The 16,966-nt window shown below is 65.1% G+C and carries 15 protein-coding genes; 2 read left to right on the top strand and 13 right to left on the bottom strand.

Annotated elements, in window-relative coordinates:
* Positions 1-80: 80 nt before the first annotated feature.
* From AC2CQI_RS11885 to AC2CQI_RS11935, 11 genes are all read right to left on the bottom strand, one after another.
* Positions 81-260: a hypothetical protein gene (locus AC2CQI_RS11885; RefSeq protein WP_484580269.1), complete on the bottom strand. Its 180-nt coding sequence runs from the start codon at positions 258-260 to the stop codon at positions 81-83.
* Positions 261-377: 117 nt separating this feature from the next.
* Complete coding sequence (locus AC2CQI_RS11890; RefSeq protein ID WP_484580611.1) at positions 378-1,487, bottom strand: lactonase family protein; 1,110 nt, start codon at positions 1,485-1,487, stop codon at positions 378-380.
* Entirely contained in the window at positions 1,453-1,752 is a 300-nt protein-coding gene (locus AC2CQI_RS11895) for a DUF5629 family protein (RefSeq protein ID WP_484580270.1), read from the bottom strand. Before AC2CQI_RS11895 ends, AC2CQI_RS11890 begins: the two co-directional genes overlap by 35 nt.
* A 102-nt stretch (positions 1,753-1,854) precedes the next feature.
* A complete protein-coding gene (locus AC2CQI_RS11900; RefSeq protein ID WP_075803997.1) occupies positions 1,855-4,230 on the bottom strand; it encodes an efflux RND transporter permease subunit in 2,376 nt (791 codons plus the stop codon).
* A 20-nt stretch (positions 4,231-4,250) separates the two neighbouring features.
* The gene (locus AC2CQI_RS11905) at positions 4,251-5,300 is read right to left on the bottom strand and encodes a WD40/YVTN/BNR-like repeat-containing protein (RefSeq protein WP_484580271.1); all 1,050 of its coding nucleotides are present in this window, start codon (positions 5,298-5,300) and stop codon (positions 4,251-4,253) included.
* A gap of 300 nt (positions 5,301-5,600) precedes the next feature.
* Positions 5,601-8,258, bottom strand: coding sequence for an aminopeptidase N (gene pepN, locus AC2CQI_RS11910; protein WP_484580272.1), 2,658 nt, complete (start codon positions 8,256-8,258; stop codon positions 5,601-5,603).
* A 29-nt stretch (positions 8,259-8,287) separates the two neighbouring features.
* Positions 8,288-9,118: a DUF2797 domain-containing protein gene (locus AC2CQI_RS11915; RefSeq protein WP_484580273.1), complete on the bottom strand. Its 831-nt coding sequence runs from the start codon at positions 9,116-9,118 to the stop codon at positions 8,288-8,290.
* Complete coding sequence (locus AC2CQI_RS11920; protein ID WP_075803955.1) at positions 9,115-9,375, bottom strand: YeaC family protein; 261 nt, start codon at positions 9,373-9,375, stop codon at positions 9,115-9,117. Before AC2CQI_RS11920 ends, AC2CQI_RS11915 begins: the two co-directional genes overlap by 4 nt.
* Before the next feature lie 13 nt (positions 9,376-9,388).
* Positions 9,389-10,264 carry a rhomboid family intramembrane serine protease gene (locus tag AC2CQI_RS11925; protein ID WP_075803954.1) on the bottom strand — a complete coding sequence of 292 codons (876 nt, stop codon included), beginning with the start codon at positions 10,262-10,264 and terminating at the stop codon, positions 9,389-9,391.
* On the bottom strand, positions 10,261-11,235 hold the full coding sequence (locus AC2CQI_RS11930; RefSeq protein WP_178392008.1) for a metallophosphoesterase: 975 nt from the start codon (positions 11,233-11,235) through the stop codon (positions 10,261-10,263). Before AC2CQI_RS11930 ends, AC2CQI_RS11925 begins: the two co-directional genes overlap by 4 nt.
* Positions 11,232-12,122, bottom strand: a complete 891-nt coding sequence (locus tag AC2CQI_RS11935; protein ID WP_042124167.1) for an NAD(+) kinase — start codon at positions 12,120-12,122, stop codon at positions 11,232-11,234. The genes AC2CQI_RS11930 and AC2CQI_RS11935 overlap by 4 nt, the downstream gene beginning before the upstream one ends.
* Before the next feature lie 116 nt (positions 12,123-12,238).
* On the opposite strand from AC2CQI_RS11935, the gene AC2CQI_RS11940 reads away from it, so the two are divergent.
* Positions 12,239-13,189, top strand: a complete 951-nt coding sequence (locus AC2CQI_RS11940; protein ID WP_484580274.1) for a DUF1853 family protein — start codon at positions 12,239-12,241, stop codon at positions 13,187-13,189.
* Between the two features lie 111 nt (positions 13,190-13,300).
* Positions 13,301-13,849: a cytochrome b gene (locus AC2CQI_RS11945; protein ID WP_484580275.1), complete on the top strand. Its 549-nt coding sequence runs from the start codon at positions 13,301-13,303 to the stop codon at positions 13,847-13,849.
* On the opposite strand, the gene AC2CQI_RS11950 is transcribed toward AC2CQI_RS11945, so the two are convergent.
* Together AC2CQI_RS11950 and AC2CQI_RS11955 are read right to left on the bottom strand one after the other, a co-directional pair.
* Positions 13,846-14,706, bottom strand: a complete 861-nt coding sequence (locus AC2CQI_RS11950) for a 1-aminocyclopropane-1-carboxylate deaminase/D-cysteine desulfhydrase (RefSeq protein ID WP_484580276.1) — start codon at positions 14,704-14,706, stop codon at positions 13,846-13,848. The genes AC2CQI_RS11945 and AC2CQI_RS11950 overlap by 4 nt on opposite strands.
* Before the next feature lie 130 nt (positions 14,707-14,836).
* On the bottom strand, positions 14,837-16,873 hold the full coding sequence (locus AC2CQI_RS11955) for an oxidoreductase (RefSeq protein ID WP_484580277.1): 2,037 nt from the start codon (positions 16,871-16,873) through the stop codon (positions 14,837-14,839).
* Positions 16,874-16,966 lie beyond the last annotated feature (93 nt).

Consider the following 16,966-nt stretch of genomic DNA (forward strand, 5'->3'; position numbering starts at 1 on the left):
CTCCCACAGGGATCGCATGCACCGCGGACCCTGTGGGAGCTGGCTTGCCAGCGATGAGGCCCTCAAGAGCAACAAAAAATTCAGTGCGAAGCCTTGTGATCCAGCGCCGCATAGAAATTGGCACTCTGACGCAGATACTCAGTGGTATAGCTCGGGGTCGCCGCCTTGCGCTGGTCGATCTCGACATGGGCATTGGCAGCCTGCACCACGGAAGCGGAAATGGCGGATGCGGCGATTACGGGAAAGAGATTGAAATTCATCGGTCTGGCCTCGAAGTCGTTGAGTTGAGAAGCCGTCTGGCTTGGTTCAAAACTACGCCCCGAGACCCGCCGGGAAAAATTCATTGCAGCACTAACGATTATCGAGCACGTCGATAGTCAGTCGAGGAACTTCAGGTCCGACGGCGCCGGCTGCACGAACTGCTGCACCACCTCACCCAGCATCCCGCTCGCAGGATCGCGACGGATCACCACGATTTCGTCGCTTTTCTGGTTGGCTACCAGTACGAACCCCTGCTCCGGATCCAGCGCGAATTCACGCGGGTGATCGCCTTCAACGGAACGCCGCTGCACCAGGGTCAAACCGCCGTCGAACGGATCGATGGCGAACACCACCAGCTCATTGGCCGTGCCACGATTGCTGACATACAGGAAACGCCCGTCCGCCGAGGCATGCAGGGCACCCGCCGCCTTGGCTGCGGGATCCTTGCTGTCGGTCAGCGGCAGCGTACCGCGCAGGGTCAGATGGCCGTCCTGATGATCGAACACCGCCACCTCCGCGCTCATTTCCAGGGTCAGCCAGGCATGCCGGCCATCGGCGCTGAGGAGCAGATGCCGAGGCCCGCTGCCGGGCGCAAGAGCCACCGCATCGAACGCCTTGAGCGGTTCGGCCTGGTCCGGTTCGTAGCGATAGGCGAAGACCTTGTCCGCCCCCAGATCGCTGGCAAACACGAAACGCCCATCCGGTGACGACACCAGCGAATGCACATGAGGCGTGGCCTGACGCTCAAGATTGACCTTGCTCGCGGCATGCCGCACCTGCTGCACCGGCTCGCCAAGACGGCCATCAGCCTGCACCGGCAACACGCTCAGGCTGCCGCCCTCGGTATTGGAACCACCATAGTTGGCGACGAACAGGAAACGCCCGTCCCGGCTCAGGCTGCTATGGGTCGGCTCGGCACCGCCGCTACCGACCTGATTCACCGCCGTAAGCACATGATGGGCATCCAGGCTGAATGCCGAGACCCGCCCCGCCGCTGCCTCGTTCACGGCAAACAGCCGGCGACCATCGGCAGACAAGGTCAGCCACGACGGATTACCCGCCTCCACCACCTGCAACGGCATGGCGTCGATACGGCCCTCGCTGAAGCGGTAGCGGTAGATCCCCTGGCTGGCGCCATCGGTATAGCTGCCTACCAGCAGTTCACGGGCGTGCACGCTCATGCTCATGCCGCTAGCGATCAGCAGGCTCAGCAGCGCCTTCTTCATACTCGTCGTCTTCATCGTCCTCCGGCGCACGCACGGCGCCCATGCACACCAGGCGGTGCTCGCCGCTGTCGCTGTCGATCAGCCAGTCGCCGCCCTCGGCACGCGCTGCCTCGACCTGGGCCGCAGTGAAGGTCCAGCGCTTGAGCGCACGGCCATCCATGCACTCGGCACGCAGGCCACTGTCGTCATGAACGAAGTCGAAGCAGTGCAGGCCGTCGATCAGCAGCATGTCGCAGGTGTGCAGGGCTTGGGAAAGGGTGGTCATCGGGAAACAGCCATGGTCAGGGGAAAGGCCCGAATGATAGCCCAAATGCAGCGGGGGCCAGACGTTGTGACGTCCGGCCCCCGCTGTGGTTCCGTCGATGGATCAGTGGGCGAAGATCGAGTTGCCCTTCTGCCCGGCGAGTTTTTCCGGCTTGATCAGGAAGCGCGCCAGGGCCGGCAGCAGCCACAGCGCACCGAACATGTTCCACAGGAGCATGAAGGTCAGCATCAGGCCCATGTCGGCCTGGAACTTGATGGCCGAGAAGATCCAGGTGCACACGCCGATCGCCAGGCACAGGCCGGTGAACAGCACCGCTTTACCGGTGGAACGCAGGGTCTGGTAATAGGCCTCCTGCAACGGCAGGCCGGCGCGCAGGAAGCTTTCCAGGCGGCTGTAGATGTAGATCCCGTAGTCCACGCCAATCCCCACGCCGAGGGCCACCACCGGCAGGGTGGCGACCTTGACGCCGATGCCCATGAAGGCCATCAGGGCGTTGCCCAGCACCGAGGTCAGCACCAGCGGCAGGACGATGCACAGGGTCGCGGCGAAGGAGCGGAAGGTGATCATGCACATCACTGCCACGCAGATGTACACCAGGATCAGGATGGTCAGCTCGGCCGACTTGATCACGTCGTTGGTGGCCGCCTCGATCCCGGCGTTGCCGGCGGCGAGGAGGAATTCCAGGCCTTCGCGGTTGTGCTCGTCGGCGAACAGCTTGACCGCCTTGACCACGCCGTCGAGGGTCTCGGCCTTGTGGTCGTTGAGGAACACCAGCACCGGCGCCAGCGAGCAGTCGCCGTTGTACAGGCCGTCGGCGCGGGACACCGAGCTGTTCAGCACCTCAGGATTGCGCGACAGGCTTTCCCATTTCAGGTTGCCCTCGTTCATGCCCTTGATCATCTGCTTGGACACGGTCACCAGGGAGATCGCCGACTGCACGCCGGGGGTGTTCTCCATGGTCCACATCAGCTCGTCGATCGGCGCCATGGTGGCGTAGGCCGAGCAGCCTTCGGTCGGGGTCTTGACCATCACCACCAGCACGTCGGAACTGGTCGAGTAGTTGTTGATGATGAAGGCGTTGTCGTTGTTGTAGCGCGAGTCCGGACGCAGCTCCGGGGCGCCCTGGTCGAGGTCGCCGATCTTCAGGTTCTGGCTGTACCAGAGGCCGCCACCAAAGGCCAGCAGGGCCAGGACGATGGACACCGGCGCCACCTTGGCGCTGGCGAAGGACGACAGCAGGCGCCAGAACGGGTGCTCGCGGGTCGCGTCCTTCTTGCTGCGCTCGATGGCCTTCTTGCTGATGCCGACATAGGAAATCGCCACCGGCAGCAGGATCAGGTTGGTGAAGACGATCACCGCGACACCGATGGAGGCGCCGATGGCCAGCTCGCGGATCACCCCGATATCGATGATCAGCAGGGTAATGAAGCCCACGGCGTCGGCGAGGATGGCGATCATCCCCGGCAGGAACAGCTGGCGGAAGGTCCGCCGTGCCGCGGTCAGGGCGTTGTCGGCGTCACTGGATTGCAGGGCGATACCGTTGATCTTCTGCACCCCGTGGGAGATGCCAATGGCGAAGATCAGGAACGGCACCAGCATCGAATAGGGGTCGATACCGAAGCCCACCACATGCATCAGCCCTAGTTGCCAGACCACCGCCACCAGGGTGGTGATCAACACCGCGATGGTGCTGCGGATGCACCAGGTGAACCAGTACAGCAGGACCCAGGTGATCATGAACGCGATGGCGAAGAAGCCCACCACCATCATCAGCCCGTCGATCAGGTCGCCGACCTTCTTGGCGAAGCCGACGATATGGATCTTCACGTTGGGGTTCTGCGCCTGGTACTTGTCGCGGATCTTCTCTTCCAGTTGGTGGGAGAACTGCTGGTAGTCGAGCTTGATCTGCTTGCCCGGGTCCTGCGGGTCCGGGTAGGACTCCAGCAGCGGCACATCGACGATGCTCGACTTGAAGTTGTTCGCCACCAGGCGGCCGATCTGCCCGGACTTGAGCACGTTGTCGCGCAGGGTGTCGAGGCTCTGCTGCGAGCCGTTATAGGTGTTGGGGATGACTTCGCCGCCGGAGAAGCCTTCCTCGGTCACCTCGGTCCAGCGTACCGCCGGGCTCCACAGCGACTTCAGCCCCGAGCGGTCGACGCCGGGAATGTAGAAGACCTCGTCATGGATCTGCCGCAGCGTCTCCATGTAGTCCTTGTCGAAGATATCGCCGTTGACCGCTTCCACCGAGATGCGCACGGTGTTGCCGAGGTTGGCCAGGTCATTGCGGTGCTCGAGCATGTTCTGGATGAACGGGTGCTCCAGCGGGATCATTTTTTCGAAGCTGGTGGACGGGCGGATCAGGGTGGCCTGCCAGAACAGGAACACACTGACCAGCAGGCAGATGGCGATCACTGCCGGGCGGTTGTTGAAGATCAGGCGCTCGAGGGTGGTCGGCTTGTCCTGATGGTGCTGATTCATGCTGAACGGCTCCCGAACGGTCATGGTTGCGCCCTCTCGGCACCGGTGGCGGTGGCGTAGTGTGCGCCGCCCTGCCCCACCAGGATCAGATTGCCGTCGGACAGGCCGCTGGCTCCAGCCAGGGCCAGGCGGTCGGTACGGTTGAACACGCTGAAGGTCTGGCCATCGTCGCTGCTGCGCAGGACGCTGCCGCCATTGCCCACCAATACCAGACTGCCATCATCGAGAAGCGTAGCGCTTGCCAGGCCGAATTGAAGCGGGCCGCGGCTGGTTTGCAGGCTGACCGGCTGCCAGGTGCTGCCGAAGTCGCTGGAGCGGTACAGGTTGGCGCGCAAACCGTAGGCCAGCACGGTGTTGGGTTGCGCCGTGCCGATCACGCCGAAGAACGAGCCTTCATAGGGGCTTTCGAGTTTTTCCCAGGTCTGGCCTTCGTCGCTGGAGCGGAACATCGAGCCCTGCTCGCCGACGATCATCAGGCCGGCGTCCTTGACCCGGGCGATGCCGTTCAGGTGCAGGCCGTCGGGGTTGTCGAGACGCTCGCCGACATCTTGCCAGTGCTGGCCGCCGTCGGTGGTTTCGAGCATGGCGCCGTAGGCACCGATGGCCAGGCCGTGCCGGGTGTTTTCGAACCAGACGTCGAGCAGGGGTGCTTCGCGGGAGAGGTCTTCGAACTGCTTGCTCCAGGTCGCTCCGCCGTCGCTGCTGGCGAGGATCTGCGCGTCATGGCCGACGGCCCAGCCGTGCTTGTCGTCGACGAAGGTGACGGCGGTAAGCAGTTGCCGGGTCGGTACCTTGGCCTGGGTCCAGGTGGCGCCCTGGTCGTCGGAGAAGAGGATATGACCGCGTTCGCCGACCATCACCAGGCGTGCGCCGGCCTTGGTCACGTCGAGCAGCAGGCCCTGGTCGGACTTGGCGGAGACGGTGGACCAGACCTCCGGCTCCGGCGAGGTGGCGGCCTCGAGGCTGTCGGCCCAGAAACCCATGGTCAGCAGCAGGCTCATGCTGGCTGCCAGCGCCCATGGCCGTGCGCGCGGTGCGCCGTGCTGCGCTGCTATAAGAGGCTCGGTCATCGATCTGTCCCCCGGTTCTTGTTATGTGGGTGATTCCAGATGCAGGTACTGCGAAAAGCGTGTTCCAGAGCCCTGCAATAGCTGATGGCCATCCTAATGGGGATTGCGAAGGGCTGACAACGAACGGGACGTTATCTTTTGTTATCGGAAGGAGGCAGGGGGAGTTTGATGGTGTGGCTGATGGCCCTATCGCTGGCAAGCCAGCTCCCACAGGTACAGCGCTGCTCTCAAGGACAGTGGTGAACCTGTGGGAGCTGGCTTGCCAGCGATAGGGCCCGGTCTGACGACCGGGCTTTTGGATCAGGCGAGGCTCTTGCTCACCACCTCGAACACATCACTGGACAACTGCCCCGAATCGCGGATCCGCTGCAGCTCGCCCTTCATCAGCGCCTGCCGCGCCGCGTCGTACTTGCGCCAGCGGGTCAGCGGCGCCAGTTGCCGCGAGGCGATCTGCGGGTTCAGCGCATTGAGCTCGATGACGATATCCGCCAGGAAGCGATACCCCGAACCATCCGCCGCATGGAAGTTGACCAGGTTCTGCCCGGCAAACGCGCCGACCAGCGCCCGCACCTTGTTCGGGTTCTTCATGGTGAACGCCGGGTGCTCCATCAGCTTGCGCACCCGCGCCAGCCCGCCCGGCAGGGTGCTGCCGGCCTGGACGCTGAACCATTGGTCCATGACCAGCGGGTTGTCCTTGAAGTGCTCGGCGAAGGCTTCCAGCGCCTTGGCCCGCTCGGCTTCGAACGGCGAGTTGACCAGCACGGCCAGGGCCGTCAGGCGCTCGGTCATGTTGTCGCAACCGTCGAACTGCTCCAGCGTCGCCGCCAGCACCTCCGGCTTGCCGCTGAGCATCAGGTACGACAGCACGATGTTCTGCAGGCCACGCCGGGCGAAGTGCTCGGCCTCGGCAACGTACTCGGTCTTGCGCGAAATCTCGCGGTTGGCCTGGTAACGCGCCAGCAGGCCGTCGAACAGCTGGTCCGCCAGTTGCTTGCGGGCGAACTCGCGAGCGGTATGGATAGCATCGACATCGGCGACTTCGCTGATCTCGGTGAGGTAGGCCTCGCTCGGCAGCGAGAGCATCTCGGCGACCATGGCCTGGTCCAGGCTGTCATTGCCCAGCACGCTGCCCAGGGCCTTGACCAGACGCTGGTCGAGCACCAGTGGCTGGCCCTTCTGCTGCTGGCCGATCAGCTCCTGCAACACCTGCACCGACAGTTGCTGGCCGGCTTCCCAGCGGTTGAAACCGTCGCTGTCATGCTGCATGAGGAACATCAGTTGGTCGCGGTCATACGGGAACGACAGCTTGACCGGCGCACTGAAGCCACGCAGCAGCGACGGCAACGGTTTGGCAGCGATACCGACGAAGGTGAAGGTCTGCTCGGCTGCGGTCACCGACAGCACGCGGCTGGTGCCCACGGCAGCGTCCTCGCCGTGCAGGCGCAGCGGCAGGTCGTTGCCCTCGGCATCCAGCAGGCCCAGCTCGACCGGGATCACGAACGGCAGCTTCTCGACCTTGTCCGGGGTTTCCGGGCAGCTCTGGCGGAAGGTCAGGCTGTAGGTCTGCGCGGCGGCGTCATACGCCTCGCTGACCGCCAGGCGCGGGGTGCCGGCCTGGCTGTACCAGCGCTTGAACTGGGTCAGGTCGACGCCATTGGCATCTTCCATGGCCTTGATGAAGTCGTCGCAGGTCACCGCCTGGCCGTCGTGACGCTCGAAGTACAGGTCGCTGCCCTTGCGGAAGCCGTCGGCCCCGAGCAGGGTGCGGACCATGCGCACCACTTCCGAACCCTTCTCGTAGACGGTCAGGGTGTAGAAGTTGGAGATCTCGATAAAGCTGTCCGGGCGCACCGCGTGGGCCATCGGGCCGGCATCTTCGGCGAACTGGTGGGTACGCAGGTAGGCGACGTCCTCGATGCGCTTGACTGTGCGCGAGTTCATGTCGGCGCTGAATTCGGCGTCGCGGAACACGGTGAAGCCTTCCTTGAGCGACAGCTGGAACCAGTCGCGGCAGGTCACGCGGTTGCCCGACCAGTTGTGGAAGTATTCGTGGGCGACCACCGCCTCGACCCGCTGGTGCGCGGCGTCGGTGGCGGTTTCGGCGCGGGCCAGCACGCAACTGGAGTTGAAGATGTTCAGGCCCTTGTTTTCCATGGCGCCCATGTTGAAGTCATTGACCGCGACGATCATGAAGATGTCCAGGTCGTACTCGCGGCCATAGACCTCTTCGTCCCAGCGCATGGACTTCTTCAGGCTGGTCATGGCGTGCTGGCACTTGTCGATGTTTTCCGGCTCGACATAGATGCGCAGGGTCACGTCACGCCCGGACTGGCGGGTGAACTTGTCTTCGACACACCAGAGGTCGCCGGCCACCAGGGCGAACAGGTAGGCCGGCTTCTTGAACGGGTCTTCCCAGGTCGCCCAGTGCCTGCCATCTTCCTGCGGGCCGCTGCCCACCGGGTTGCCGTTGGAGAGCAGGACCGGGTAGCGGTGCTGTTCGGCGATCACCGTGGTGGTGAACGAACTCATCACGTCCGGGCGGTCGAGGTAGTAGGTGATCTTGCGGAAGCCTTCGGCTTCGCACTGGGTGCAGTACATGCCGCTGGACTTGTACAGGCCTTCCAGCGCGGTGTTGCTTTCCGGGTGGATGCGCACGCTGGTGTCGAGGGTGAACTGCTCGCTCTTCGGCTGCACGGTCAGGTGGCTGTCGTCGAGCTGGTAGTCGCCGGCGGCCAGGGCCTGGTCGTCGAGGGCGACGCTGAGCAGCTCGAGTTGCTGGCCGTCCAGCACCAACGGCGGCAGGCCGGCGCCACGGGCCGGGTTGCGGCGCATGACCAGTTGCGCGTGGACCAGGGTGTGGTCCTCGAACAGCTCGAAGGTCAGGTGGGTTTCGTCGATCAGGTACTCAGGCGCCTGATAGTCCTTGAGGTAGATCACTTGCGGCTGTTCGGTGCGCATGTGGCGGGTCCTTTTTACTGATTCACGGCTTACTGATGCACGGCCAGTTGATAGGCCGTGTACTTGCGAATATTGATCACGCCGGTATCGAAGATCAGGTACTGGCCCTTGATCCCCAGCAGCGTGCCTTCGGCCACCGGGTTCTTGTCCAGGTTGAAGCTGACGATCTTGCTCGGGTAGGCCTCGACCGGGTAGCGGATCTCCAGGGGCTGGCCATCGGTCAGCGGCTGGATCGCCTGCAGGCCGAAACGCTCCTGCAGACCGCGGATGCCGTCGCCGCAGCTGTCGAACAGCTGGTCGCGCACGGCCACCAGGTCCACCGCCTCGGCGTCGCCCTTGAGCAGCGCGCGCCAGTTGGTACGGTCGGCCACCTGGCTGCGCAGCAAGTCTTCGACCAGGCCGGACTGCTGGCGGGTGGCGACCCGCAGGATCGGCAGGGCCTGGCTGGCGCCCTGGTCGAGCCAGCGGGTCGGCAGCTGGGTGGCGCGGGTGATGCCGACCTTGATCCCCGACGAGTTGGCCAGGTAGACCACGTGGTCGGTCATGCAGAACTGCTCGCCCCAGGACGGCTCGCGGCAGGTGCCGGCGTCGTAATGGCAGCGTTCGGGGCTCATGATGCACACGTCGCACTGGGCCAGCTTGGTCATGCATGGGTAGCAGTAGCCCTGGCTGAAGCTGGTCTTGGTCTTGCGCCCGCAGTGGCTGCAATGGATGGCGCCGAGGTATTCCAGGCGCACGGTCTGGCCGATCAGCGGGTTGACCGGTACTTCCAGTTCATCCAGGCGGAAAGCGTATTGCACGACCGGCGTCTCGAGACGCGCGGTCATCTTGCGAATGGAACCACGGCCGAGTTCGATCAATGGATCGCATCCGACTTGAACAGGATGTTCGGCACGGTGATGGACTTCGAGGCGCATTCCTGCGGGCCCATGTAGCCGGTGCGCTGGTCTTCCGGCAGGTTCTGCATCTCCCAGGCGATCACCGCCTGCAGGGACAGCTCGCGCTGTTCGGCAGTGAGCTTGCGCCCGTCCGCCCATTTACCGATTTCCACGGCCAGTTTCAGGCTCTCGTAGATTTCCGGGGTGATGTTTTCGATCATTTGCGCAAAAGTGGACATAGCGTCTCCCAAATCAAGCCGTCAGTTTACGCCGGGCCAGCGCCCCGCCCAAGAGTCCGCTCAAGCATCCGACCAACAGGCCGCCGACATGGGCGCCGTTGGCGATGGCGCCAAAACCGAGCACGGACATCACGCCGGTCAGGCACAGCACCAGCCAGGCCAGCATCATCACCAGCACGCCTCGGGGCATGCGGTACAGCGGATGGGGGGCCAGGCGCTGGTAGATCCACAGGTGCCCGAGCAAGCCGTAGAGCACGCCGGACAGGCCGCCGAACAGGGTCGGACCGCTGAACAGGTATTGCACGCCGTTGGACACCAGGGCGAACACCAGGGTCAGGCCGAGCAGGCTGAACGGGCCCTGGCGCCATTCGATGCGGCGGCCCAGCTCCCAGTACCACACGGCGTTCATGGCCAGGTGCAGCACGCTGAAGTGCAGGAGCATCGGGGTGAACAGGCGCCACCACTGGTTGGCCTGCAGGCTGGTGTCCAGCGGGATGAAGTAGATGTACTCACCGGCTACGCGGAAATCGAGAAAAGTCAGCCAGCGCATGGTCGCGAAGTTTTCGCCGAGGCTGGTGAGACCGGCGACGATCAGGCAGGCCAGGAGCACCAGGGCCGTCACCTTGCTGGTGCGCAACTGCTCGCCCAGGCCCGGGCGGAGCATGGCATCGGGCTGCGCGGTAAGGGGCAGGTCCTGGGTATCGGCGTCGCCTTCCGGGTGGGCCTCGTACAGGCGGCGGATTTCCTCGGCCCGCGCCTGCTCGACCCAGAGCACCTGCTCGCCGTGCTCCTCGGTGACCCGGTGCATCACCTGCAGGCGCCGCAGCAACTGGACGAAGCCGCTGAGGTCGGCATTCAGCGGCAGTTGCAGGATGGGAACCACATTCATTGACTGGCCTCCGGCCGTTCCACATCGACCCAGACGAACTTGCGCGGGTCGATGCGGGTTTCATTGTCGAGCCGGTAGGCCACCAGCTTGCCGTACAACACCGCACTGTAGTCGAGGCACGCCAGGTTGGCGCGGATCGGCGCCGGCTTGCCACTGCGCCAATAGTGCCCGACGAACAGCAGGGGCTCGTCCTCGGCATAGCGCAGCAGGGCATTCTTCTGGGTGCGGCTCAGGGGCGCGCTGGCCACTTCTTCCGGCAGTGCATCGGGCTGGAACACGATATCGCCGTAGGTCTGCGGGTCTTCTTCCCAGAACTTGGTGCGGAAGAAGGCCCGGGTCAGGCCGTCGCCGCCGGTCAGGGTCAGGCCGTCCGGCAGGCGCATGTCGGTGCCGCGCAGCAGGCGGTTGCAGGCCAGGTGGGCGAAGGTGTCGGACTCGGCCGAGGCCTGGACGAAGGCCGGGTCGATGCGCCCATCCGGGTACTGCTGGCGCAGCGTGTCGATCACCCGGCCGTCCCAGCAGGCATGCACCAGGCGGAAACGCCCGGCATCGACGAACAGCGGCAACTGGTAGAACCAGCCGAGGAAGTCGTGCCAGTCGCCGGGGTGCTGCGCGAACTGGGTCAGGGTCTCGTCGATCAGCCGGGCGTGCCGCGGCGTGTGCTCGCGGACGAAGGTCTTGCCACTGCCGGGCGGTGCCGGGGTGGTCCAGCCGAGGGCGTTGTACTCGTGGTTGCCCATGATGCAGTGGGCCTGGCCGGCCTCGACCATGTCATGGACGATATGCAGGGCCTCACGAATACGCGGGCCGCGGTCGATGATGTCGCCGAGGAACAGGGCCTGGCGCTGCGCATGCCGCCACACGCCGCCCTGGCGCTTGTAGCCGAGGGCGTCGAGCAGCCGTTCCAGGGTGTGGGCACAGCCGTGAACATCGCCGATCAGGTCGAAACTGCGCGCTGGATCGAGCATCAGTCGCCTCCACCACCCAGGCGGCTGCCCCAGCCGAGCTTGGTCCGGCAGACCTCGTAGTAGTTATGGTCCAGCGGATGGATCAGGCGCAGTTTCTGCGGCTTCTTGTTCACCGTGATGGTGTCGCCGGGGGCGCAGGTGAAGTGGTTCTGGCCATCGCAGGAAACCTGCGGGTAGATGGTCATGTCCTGGGACACGACGATCTTCAGCTCGCTGTTGCCGTCGACCACGATCGGCCGGCCCGACAGGGTGTGCGGGTACATCGGCACAATGACGATGGCGTCCAGCTTGGGGTGCATGATCGGCCCGCCGGCGGACAGGGCGTAGGCGGTGGAGCCGGTCGGGGTGGCGACGATCAGGCCGTCGGCTTTCTGGCTGCAGACGAACTGGCCGTCGATGTAGATCTCGAATTCGATCATCCGCGTCGACTTGCCCGGGTGCAGGACCACGTCGTTGAGGGCATCACCCTGGCCGATGGCCTCGCCGTGGCGGCGCACTTCGGCCTGGAGCAGGAAGCGGTTTTCCACCAGGTAATGGCCGTCGAGCACTTCGGCGACCTTCACTTCCAGCTCGTCCGGGCGGATATCGGTGAGGAAGCCCAGGCTGCCGCGGTTGATCCCCAGTACCGGGGTGTTGTGCCGGGCCAGGGCGCGGGCGGCGCCGAGCAGGCTGCCGTCGCCACCGACCACGATGACCAGGTCGCAGACCTCGCCCAGCAGCTTGCGCGAGGAGGTTTGCAGGCCATGGCCGGGCAGGACCTCGGCGATGGTGTCCTCGAGGATCACGTGCAGGTGCCGTTCCAGCAGGAATTTTTTCAGGCGGCGGATGGTATCGAGCACTTGCGAGCTGCCGAGGCGGCCGATGATACCGATATTGCGAAATTGCTCCATGGGGTTCCTGCTTGGGCTAACGACGGTCAAAAGTACGCACGGTCAAAGGCCCGATTATGGGCCAGTGCCCCGCCCTGCGGCAAACGGCGCGGGGTAAACAGGGCTATGCTCGCTGGATGAATCCCTTCGCCGACCTCCACGCCCTGCCCCGCCATCTGCGCCAGCCTGCGGTCCGCGACCTGGCCTGGGCGCTGCTGTCGCCGCCGATGCTGGCCCGGGCGCCGTGGCCGCAGCGCCATCCGCTGGCCGGCAGCGGCTGGGTGGACGACCCGCAGGCCCTGCGCGACTGGCTGCTGGCGTTGGACCGTGATCCGGCCTCGTTACTCGACTGGCTGTCGCGCCTGGCCAGCCGGCGCCTTGGCATGTACTACGAACGGCTCTGGCAGTTCGCCCTGCAGCAGGCACCGTGGGTGGAGTTGCTGGCGTCCAATCTGCAGATCCGCCAGGGCGGGCATACCTTGGGCGAGCTGGATATCGTCCTGCGCGACCGCGACGGCGTGCATCATCTGGAACTGGCGATCAAGTTCTACCTCGGGCCGGAAAGTGGCGACGGGATCGACCCGGCGCACTGGCTCGGGCCCGGCTGTCATGACCGACTGGGCCACAAGCTGGACCATCTGGCGGCGCACCAGTTGCCGATCTCGGCCCGCCCGGAAAGCCGCGAGGCCCTGGCCGGACTGGGGCTGGACCAGGTCGAGGCACGGCTGTGGCTCGGCGGCTACCTGCTTTATCCCTGGCATGTGCATGCCGACTCGCCCCAGGGTGTACATCCACAGCACCTGCGCGGTCACTGGCTGCATCAGCGCGACTGGCGGGCGTTCCACGCCGCTCACTCGCAAGGTCGCTGGCAACTGCTGCCGCGCCAGGCCTGGCTCGGGCCGGCGCGGGTGGCGGCGGAGGCTGTGTGGAGCGCACGCCAGTTGCAGGACTGGCTGACCGCCCTCGATCCACAGGCCCAGGCACAGTTGATGGTGCGCCTTGAACCGGGTGACGACGGTGACTGGCAAGAGGCCGACCGGGCCTTTCTCGTCGCCGACCAGTGGCCGCACTTGACCCCGGCGGCTTGACCCGGTCTTTTTTCCGCGAACTCTCTGCCGTAATAGCGCTCAGCTATCTACCCTGTAGGGATGGCGCCGCCAAGAGCGCCCTATTCCGTGACCTGACGAGGACGTGTTCGTATGAGCCTGACCAATACCCGGGAGCGCTACGGCAGCCTGTCCGTGGCCCTGCACTGGCTGATGCTGGTGTTGCTGGCGGCGGTGTACGCCTGCATCGAGTTTCGCGGCATCTTTCCCAAGGACAGCCCGGAACGGGAACTGATGAAAACCCTGCACTTCATGCTTGGCCTGACCGTGTTCCTGCTGGTCTGGCTGCGCCTGTTCCTCAAGGTGACCCGGCCGACGCCGCGCATCGTCCCGGCGCCGCCGGCCTGGCAGATCGGTCTGTCGCATCTGGTGCACTGGGCCCTGTATGCCCTGATGATCGGCCTGCCGCTGGCCGGCTGGACCATTCTCAGCGCCGCCGACAAGCCGATCCCCTTCTACGGTTTCGAACTGCCGGCGCTGGTACAGCCGGACAAGGACCTGGCCCGTGCGGTCAAGGGCTGGCATGAACTGGGCGGCACCATCGGCTACTGGCTGATTGGCCTGCATGCCGTGGCCGGGCTGTATCACCACTATGTGCGTAAGGACAACACCCTGGTGCGGATGCTGCCGGGCAAGGATTAAGCGAAACCGCGGCGGCCCTGGAGGCCGCCGGTATGGACGAAGATCAGCCGGGTGCCTCGTTGGAAGCATCCGGCTTTTTCTTTCAGGGCCATGAGGGCCTTGCCGGTGTAGAGGGGCTCCAGCGGGATGCCGGACTCTTTTTCACACGCTTCGATGAAGGCCAGCAGTTCGGGGTCGACCTTGGCGAAGCCGCCGCGGCTGGCTTCGTGGAGGTGATGGGAAAGCACGTGCTCCACGCCGTACCCCTTGGGCACTGCCATGGCCGCGTGCACCGGACGGGCGCCGGCCTCCGCCGCAATCAATCCCGCCGCAGTGGTGCCGGTGCCCGCGGCCAGCCACCAGGCGTCGTAGTCGTTCCAGCCGATAGTGTGCAATTGCGCCCGCGCCTGTTCGACGATCAGGGCGCAGCCCTTCTCGCCCAGCTCACCGCCGCCGCCTTCCGGGATGCAGTGCCAGCCGGGGTACAGCGCTTGCCAGGGTTCCCAGAAACCGGGTTCGTTGCGCGCACGGTAGCCGCCGTAGCCGAGCCAGTGCAGGTGCATGCCGAAGGCTTCGAGGTCGCGGGTGGTCGGGGTGTCCTGAGGGGTGCCGCGCAACAGGCCGGCGGTCTTGAAGCCGAAACGCTGGCCGGCAGCGGCCAGGGCGTGGAGGTGGTTGGAATGGTTGCCGCCAAGGCTGATCAGGCCCGGGGCCTGGTTTCGGCGGGCGAGGCGCAGGTGTTCGAGGAGCTTGAACCATTTGTTGCCGCTGACCAGGGGGTCGATCTGGTCGAGGCGGAGGATGGCCAGTTCGATACCGGCTTCGCTAAGCCAGGGAAAGGAGACGCGCTGTAGAGGCGCTTGAGGGAGATTGAGCATGCCGCAAATTCTACAGGCCACCGCTAACCCTGTGGGAGCTGGCTTGCCAGCGATTGCTGCAGTGAATTCACCATAGCTATCGCTGGCAAGCCAGCTCCCACAGGTTCGGTGTAAGCCTGGCCCTCTGTATTTAGAGTTCTGCCGCCAAACGCGACCCCTGATTGATCGCCCGCTTGGCATCCAGCTCCGCCGCCACATCCGCACCCCCGATCAGGTGCACCGACTGCCCCGCCGCCACCAGCGCATCCTGCAACTCGCGCAGCGGATCCTGCCCGGCGCAGATCACCACGTTATCCACCGCCAGCACCTGCGGCTCGCCCTCGCCGATCCGGATATGCAACCCGGCATCGTCGATCCCGAGGTACTCGACGCTGTTGAGCATCTGCACGCGCTTGTTCTTCAGCCCGGTGCGGTGAATCCAGCCGGTGGTCTTGCCCAGGCCGTCGCCGACCTTGGTCTTCTTGCGCTGCAACAGGTACACCTCGCGCGCCGGCGCATGAGGCGCGGCCTTGACCCCGGCAACTCCACCACGGGCCTCCAGCGCTGCATCGATGCCCCATTCCTTCCAGAACGCCGCACGGTCCTGGCTGGTAGCAACCCCTTCATGCACGAGGAACTCGGAGACGTCGAAGCCGATCCCGCCCGCGCCCACCACCGCCACCTTCTGGCCTACCGGCTTGCGCGCCAGCAGCACGTCCAGGTAGGTCATGACCTTGGCATGCTCGATCCCCGGAATCGCCGGCAGACGCGGGACGATACCGGTGGCGAGGATGATCTCGTCATAGCCGCCGGCCGCCAGTTGCGCGGCATCGACGCGGGTGTTCAGGCAGACCTCGACACCGGTGGTCTGCAACTTGCGATCGAAGTAGCGCAGGGTCTCGTAGAACTCTTCCTTGCCCGGCACGCGCTTGGCGACATTGAACTGCCCGCCGATCTGCCCGGCGGCATCGAACAGCACCACCTGATGCCCACGCTCGGCCGCCACCGTCGCCGCCGCCAGACCGGCAGGGCCGGCGCCGACCACGGCAATACGCTTGACCTTGGCGACCGGGATGTAATTCAGCTCGGTCTCATGGCAGGCCCGCGGGTTGACCAGGCAACTGGTGAGCTTGCCGCCGAAGGTGTGGTCCAGGCAGGCCTGGTTGCAGCCGATGCAGGTGTTGATTTCGTCAGCGCGACCCTCGGCAGCCTTGTTGACGAACTCCGGGTCGGCGAGGAATGGCCGGGCCATCGAGACCATGTCGGCATCGCCCTCGGCCAGCACCTGCTCGGCGACTTCCGGGGTGTTGATGCGGTTGGTGGTGATCAGCGGGATCTTCACCGCGCCACGCAGCTTGGCGGTGACCTTGCTGAACGCTGCGCGTGGCACCTTGGTGGCGATGGTCGGGATACGCGCCTCGTGCCAGCCGATGCCGGTGTTGATGATGGTCGCCCCGGCCTTTTCGATGGCCTGGGCCAGTTGCACGATCTCGTCCCAGTTGCTGCCGCCTTCCACCAGGTCGAGCATCGACAGGCGGAAGATGATGATGAAGTTCGGGCCGACCGCTTCACGCACCCGGCGGACGATTTCCACCGCCAGGCGCATGCGGTTCTCGTAGCTGCCACCCCAGCGGTCGGTGCGCTGGTTGGTGTGGGCGGCGAGGAACTGGTTGATGAAGTAGCCTTCCGAACCCATGATCTCGACGCCGTCGTAGCCGGCGCTCTGGGCCAGTTGCGAGCAGGTGACGAAATCGGCGATCTGCTTCTCGATGCCCTCTTCGTCCAGTTCCTTGGGCTTGAACGGGTTGATCGGCGCCTGGATGGCGCTCGGCGCCACCTGTTTCGGGCTGTAGGCATAGCGCCCGGCGTGGAGGATCTGCAGGCAGATCTTGCCGCCGGCGTCATGCACGGCCTGGGTGACGATCCTGTGTTTTTCGGCCTCTTCAGGGGTGGTCAGCTTGGCCGCGCCGGAGTACACGCCACCTTCCACGTTCGGCCCGATACCACCGGTGACCATCAGGCCGACGCCGCCCCGGGCACGCTCGGCGAAGTAAGCGGCCATGCGCTCGAAGCCGTCGGGGCGTTCTTCCAGGCCGGTGTGCATCGAGCCCATCAGGGTGCGGTTGCGCAGGGTGGTGAAGCCAAGGTCCAGCGGGGCGAGCAGGTGCGGGTATTGAGCGGCGGTCATGATGATCTCCACGGCGAATCACGGAATGCGGGAACCTCGTTGGCGGGCCCCGTCGATTTGTCTGGAGCCGACATTAAAGGGCGCTCCGTCGCC

It is taken from the genome of Pseudomonas sp. P2S-1, assembly GCF_057197725.1.

What these genes read in the sequence shown, in the direction of transcription:
- AC2CQI_RS11890 (WP_484580611.1), bottom strand. Translation starts at nt 1,487, where the DNA reads ATGAAGAAGGCGCTGCTGAGCCTGCTGATCGCTAGCGGCATGAGCATG.
- AC2CQI_RS11940 (WP_484580274.1), top strand. Translation starts at nt 12,239, where the DNA reads ATGAATCCCTTCGCCGACCTCCACGCCCTGCCCCGCCATCTGCGCCAG.
- AC2CQI_RS11955 (WP_484580277.1), bottom strand. Translation starts at nt 16,873, where the DNA reads ATGACCGCCGCTCAATACCCGCACCTGCTCGCCCCGCTGGACCTTGGC.
- AC2CQI_RS11895 (WP_484580270.1), bottom strand. Translation starts at nt 1,752, where the DNA reads ATGACCACCCTTTCCCAAGCCCTGCACACCTGCGACATGCTGCTGATC.
- AC2CQI_RS11885 (WP_484580269.1), bottom strand. Translation starts at nt 260, where the DNA reads ATGAATTTCAATCTCTTTCCCGTAATCGCCGCATCCGCCATTTCCGCT.
- AC2CQI_RS11945 (WP_484580275.1), top strand. Translation starts at nt 13,301, where the DNA reads ATGAGCCTGACCAATACCCGGGAGCGCTACGGCAGCCTGTCCGTGGCC.
- AC2CQI_RS11920 (WP_075803955.1), bottom strand. Translation starts at nt 9,375, where the DNA reads ATGTCCACTTTTGCGCAAATGATCGAAAACATCACCCCGGAAATCTAC.
- AC2CQI_RS11950 (WP_484580276.1), bottom strand. Translation starts at nt 14,706, where the DNA reads ATGCTCAATCTCCCTCAAGCGCCTCTACAGCGCGTCTCCTTTCCCTGG.
- AC2CQI_RS11935 (WP_042124167.1), bottom strand. Translation starts at nt 12,122, where the DNA reads ATGGAGCAATTTCGCAATATCGGTATCATCGGCCGCCTCGGCAGCTCG.
- AC2CQI_RS11905 (WP_484580271.1), bottom strand. Translation starts at nt 5,300, where the DNA reads ATGACCGAGCCTCTTATAGCAGCGCAGCACGGCGCACCGCGCGCACGG.
- AC2CQI_RS11925 (WP_075803954.1), bottom strand. Translation starts at nt 10,264, where the DNA reads ATGAATGTGGTTCCCATCCTGCAACTGCCGCTGAATGCCGACCTCAGC.
- AC2CQI_RS11900 (WP_075803997.1), bottom strand. Translation starts at nt 4,230, where the DNA reads ATGAATCAGCACCATCAGGACAAGCCGACCACCCTCGAGCGCCTGATC.
- pepN (WP_484580272.1), bottom strand. Translation starts at nt 8,258, where the DNA reads ATGCGCACCGAACAGCCGCAAGTGATCTACCTCAAGGACTATCAGGCG.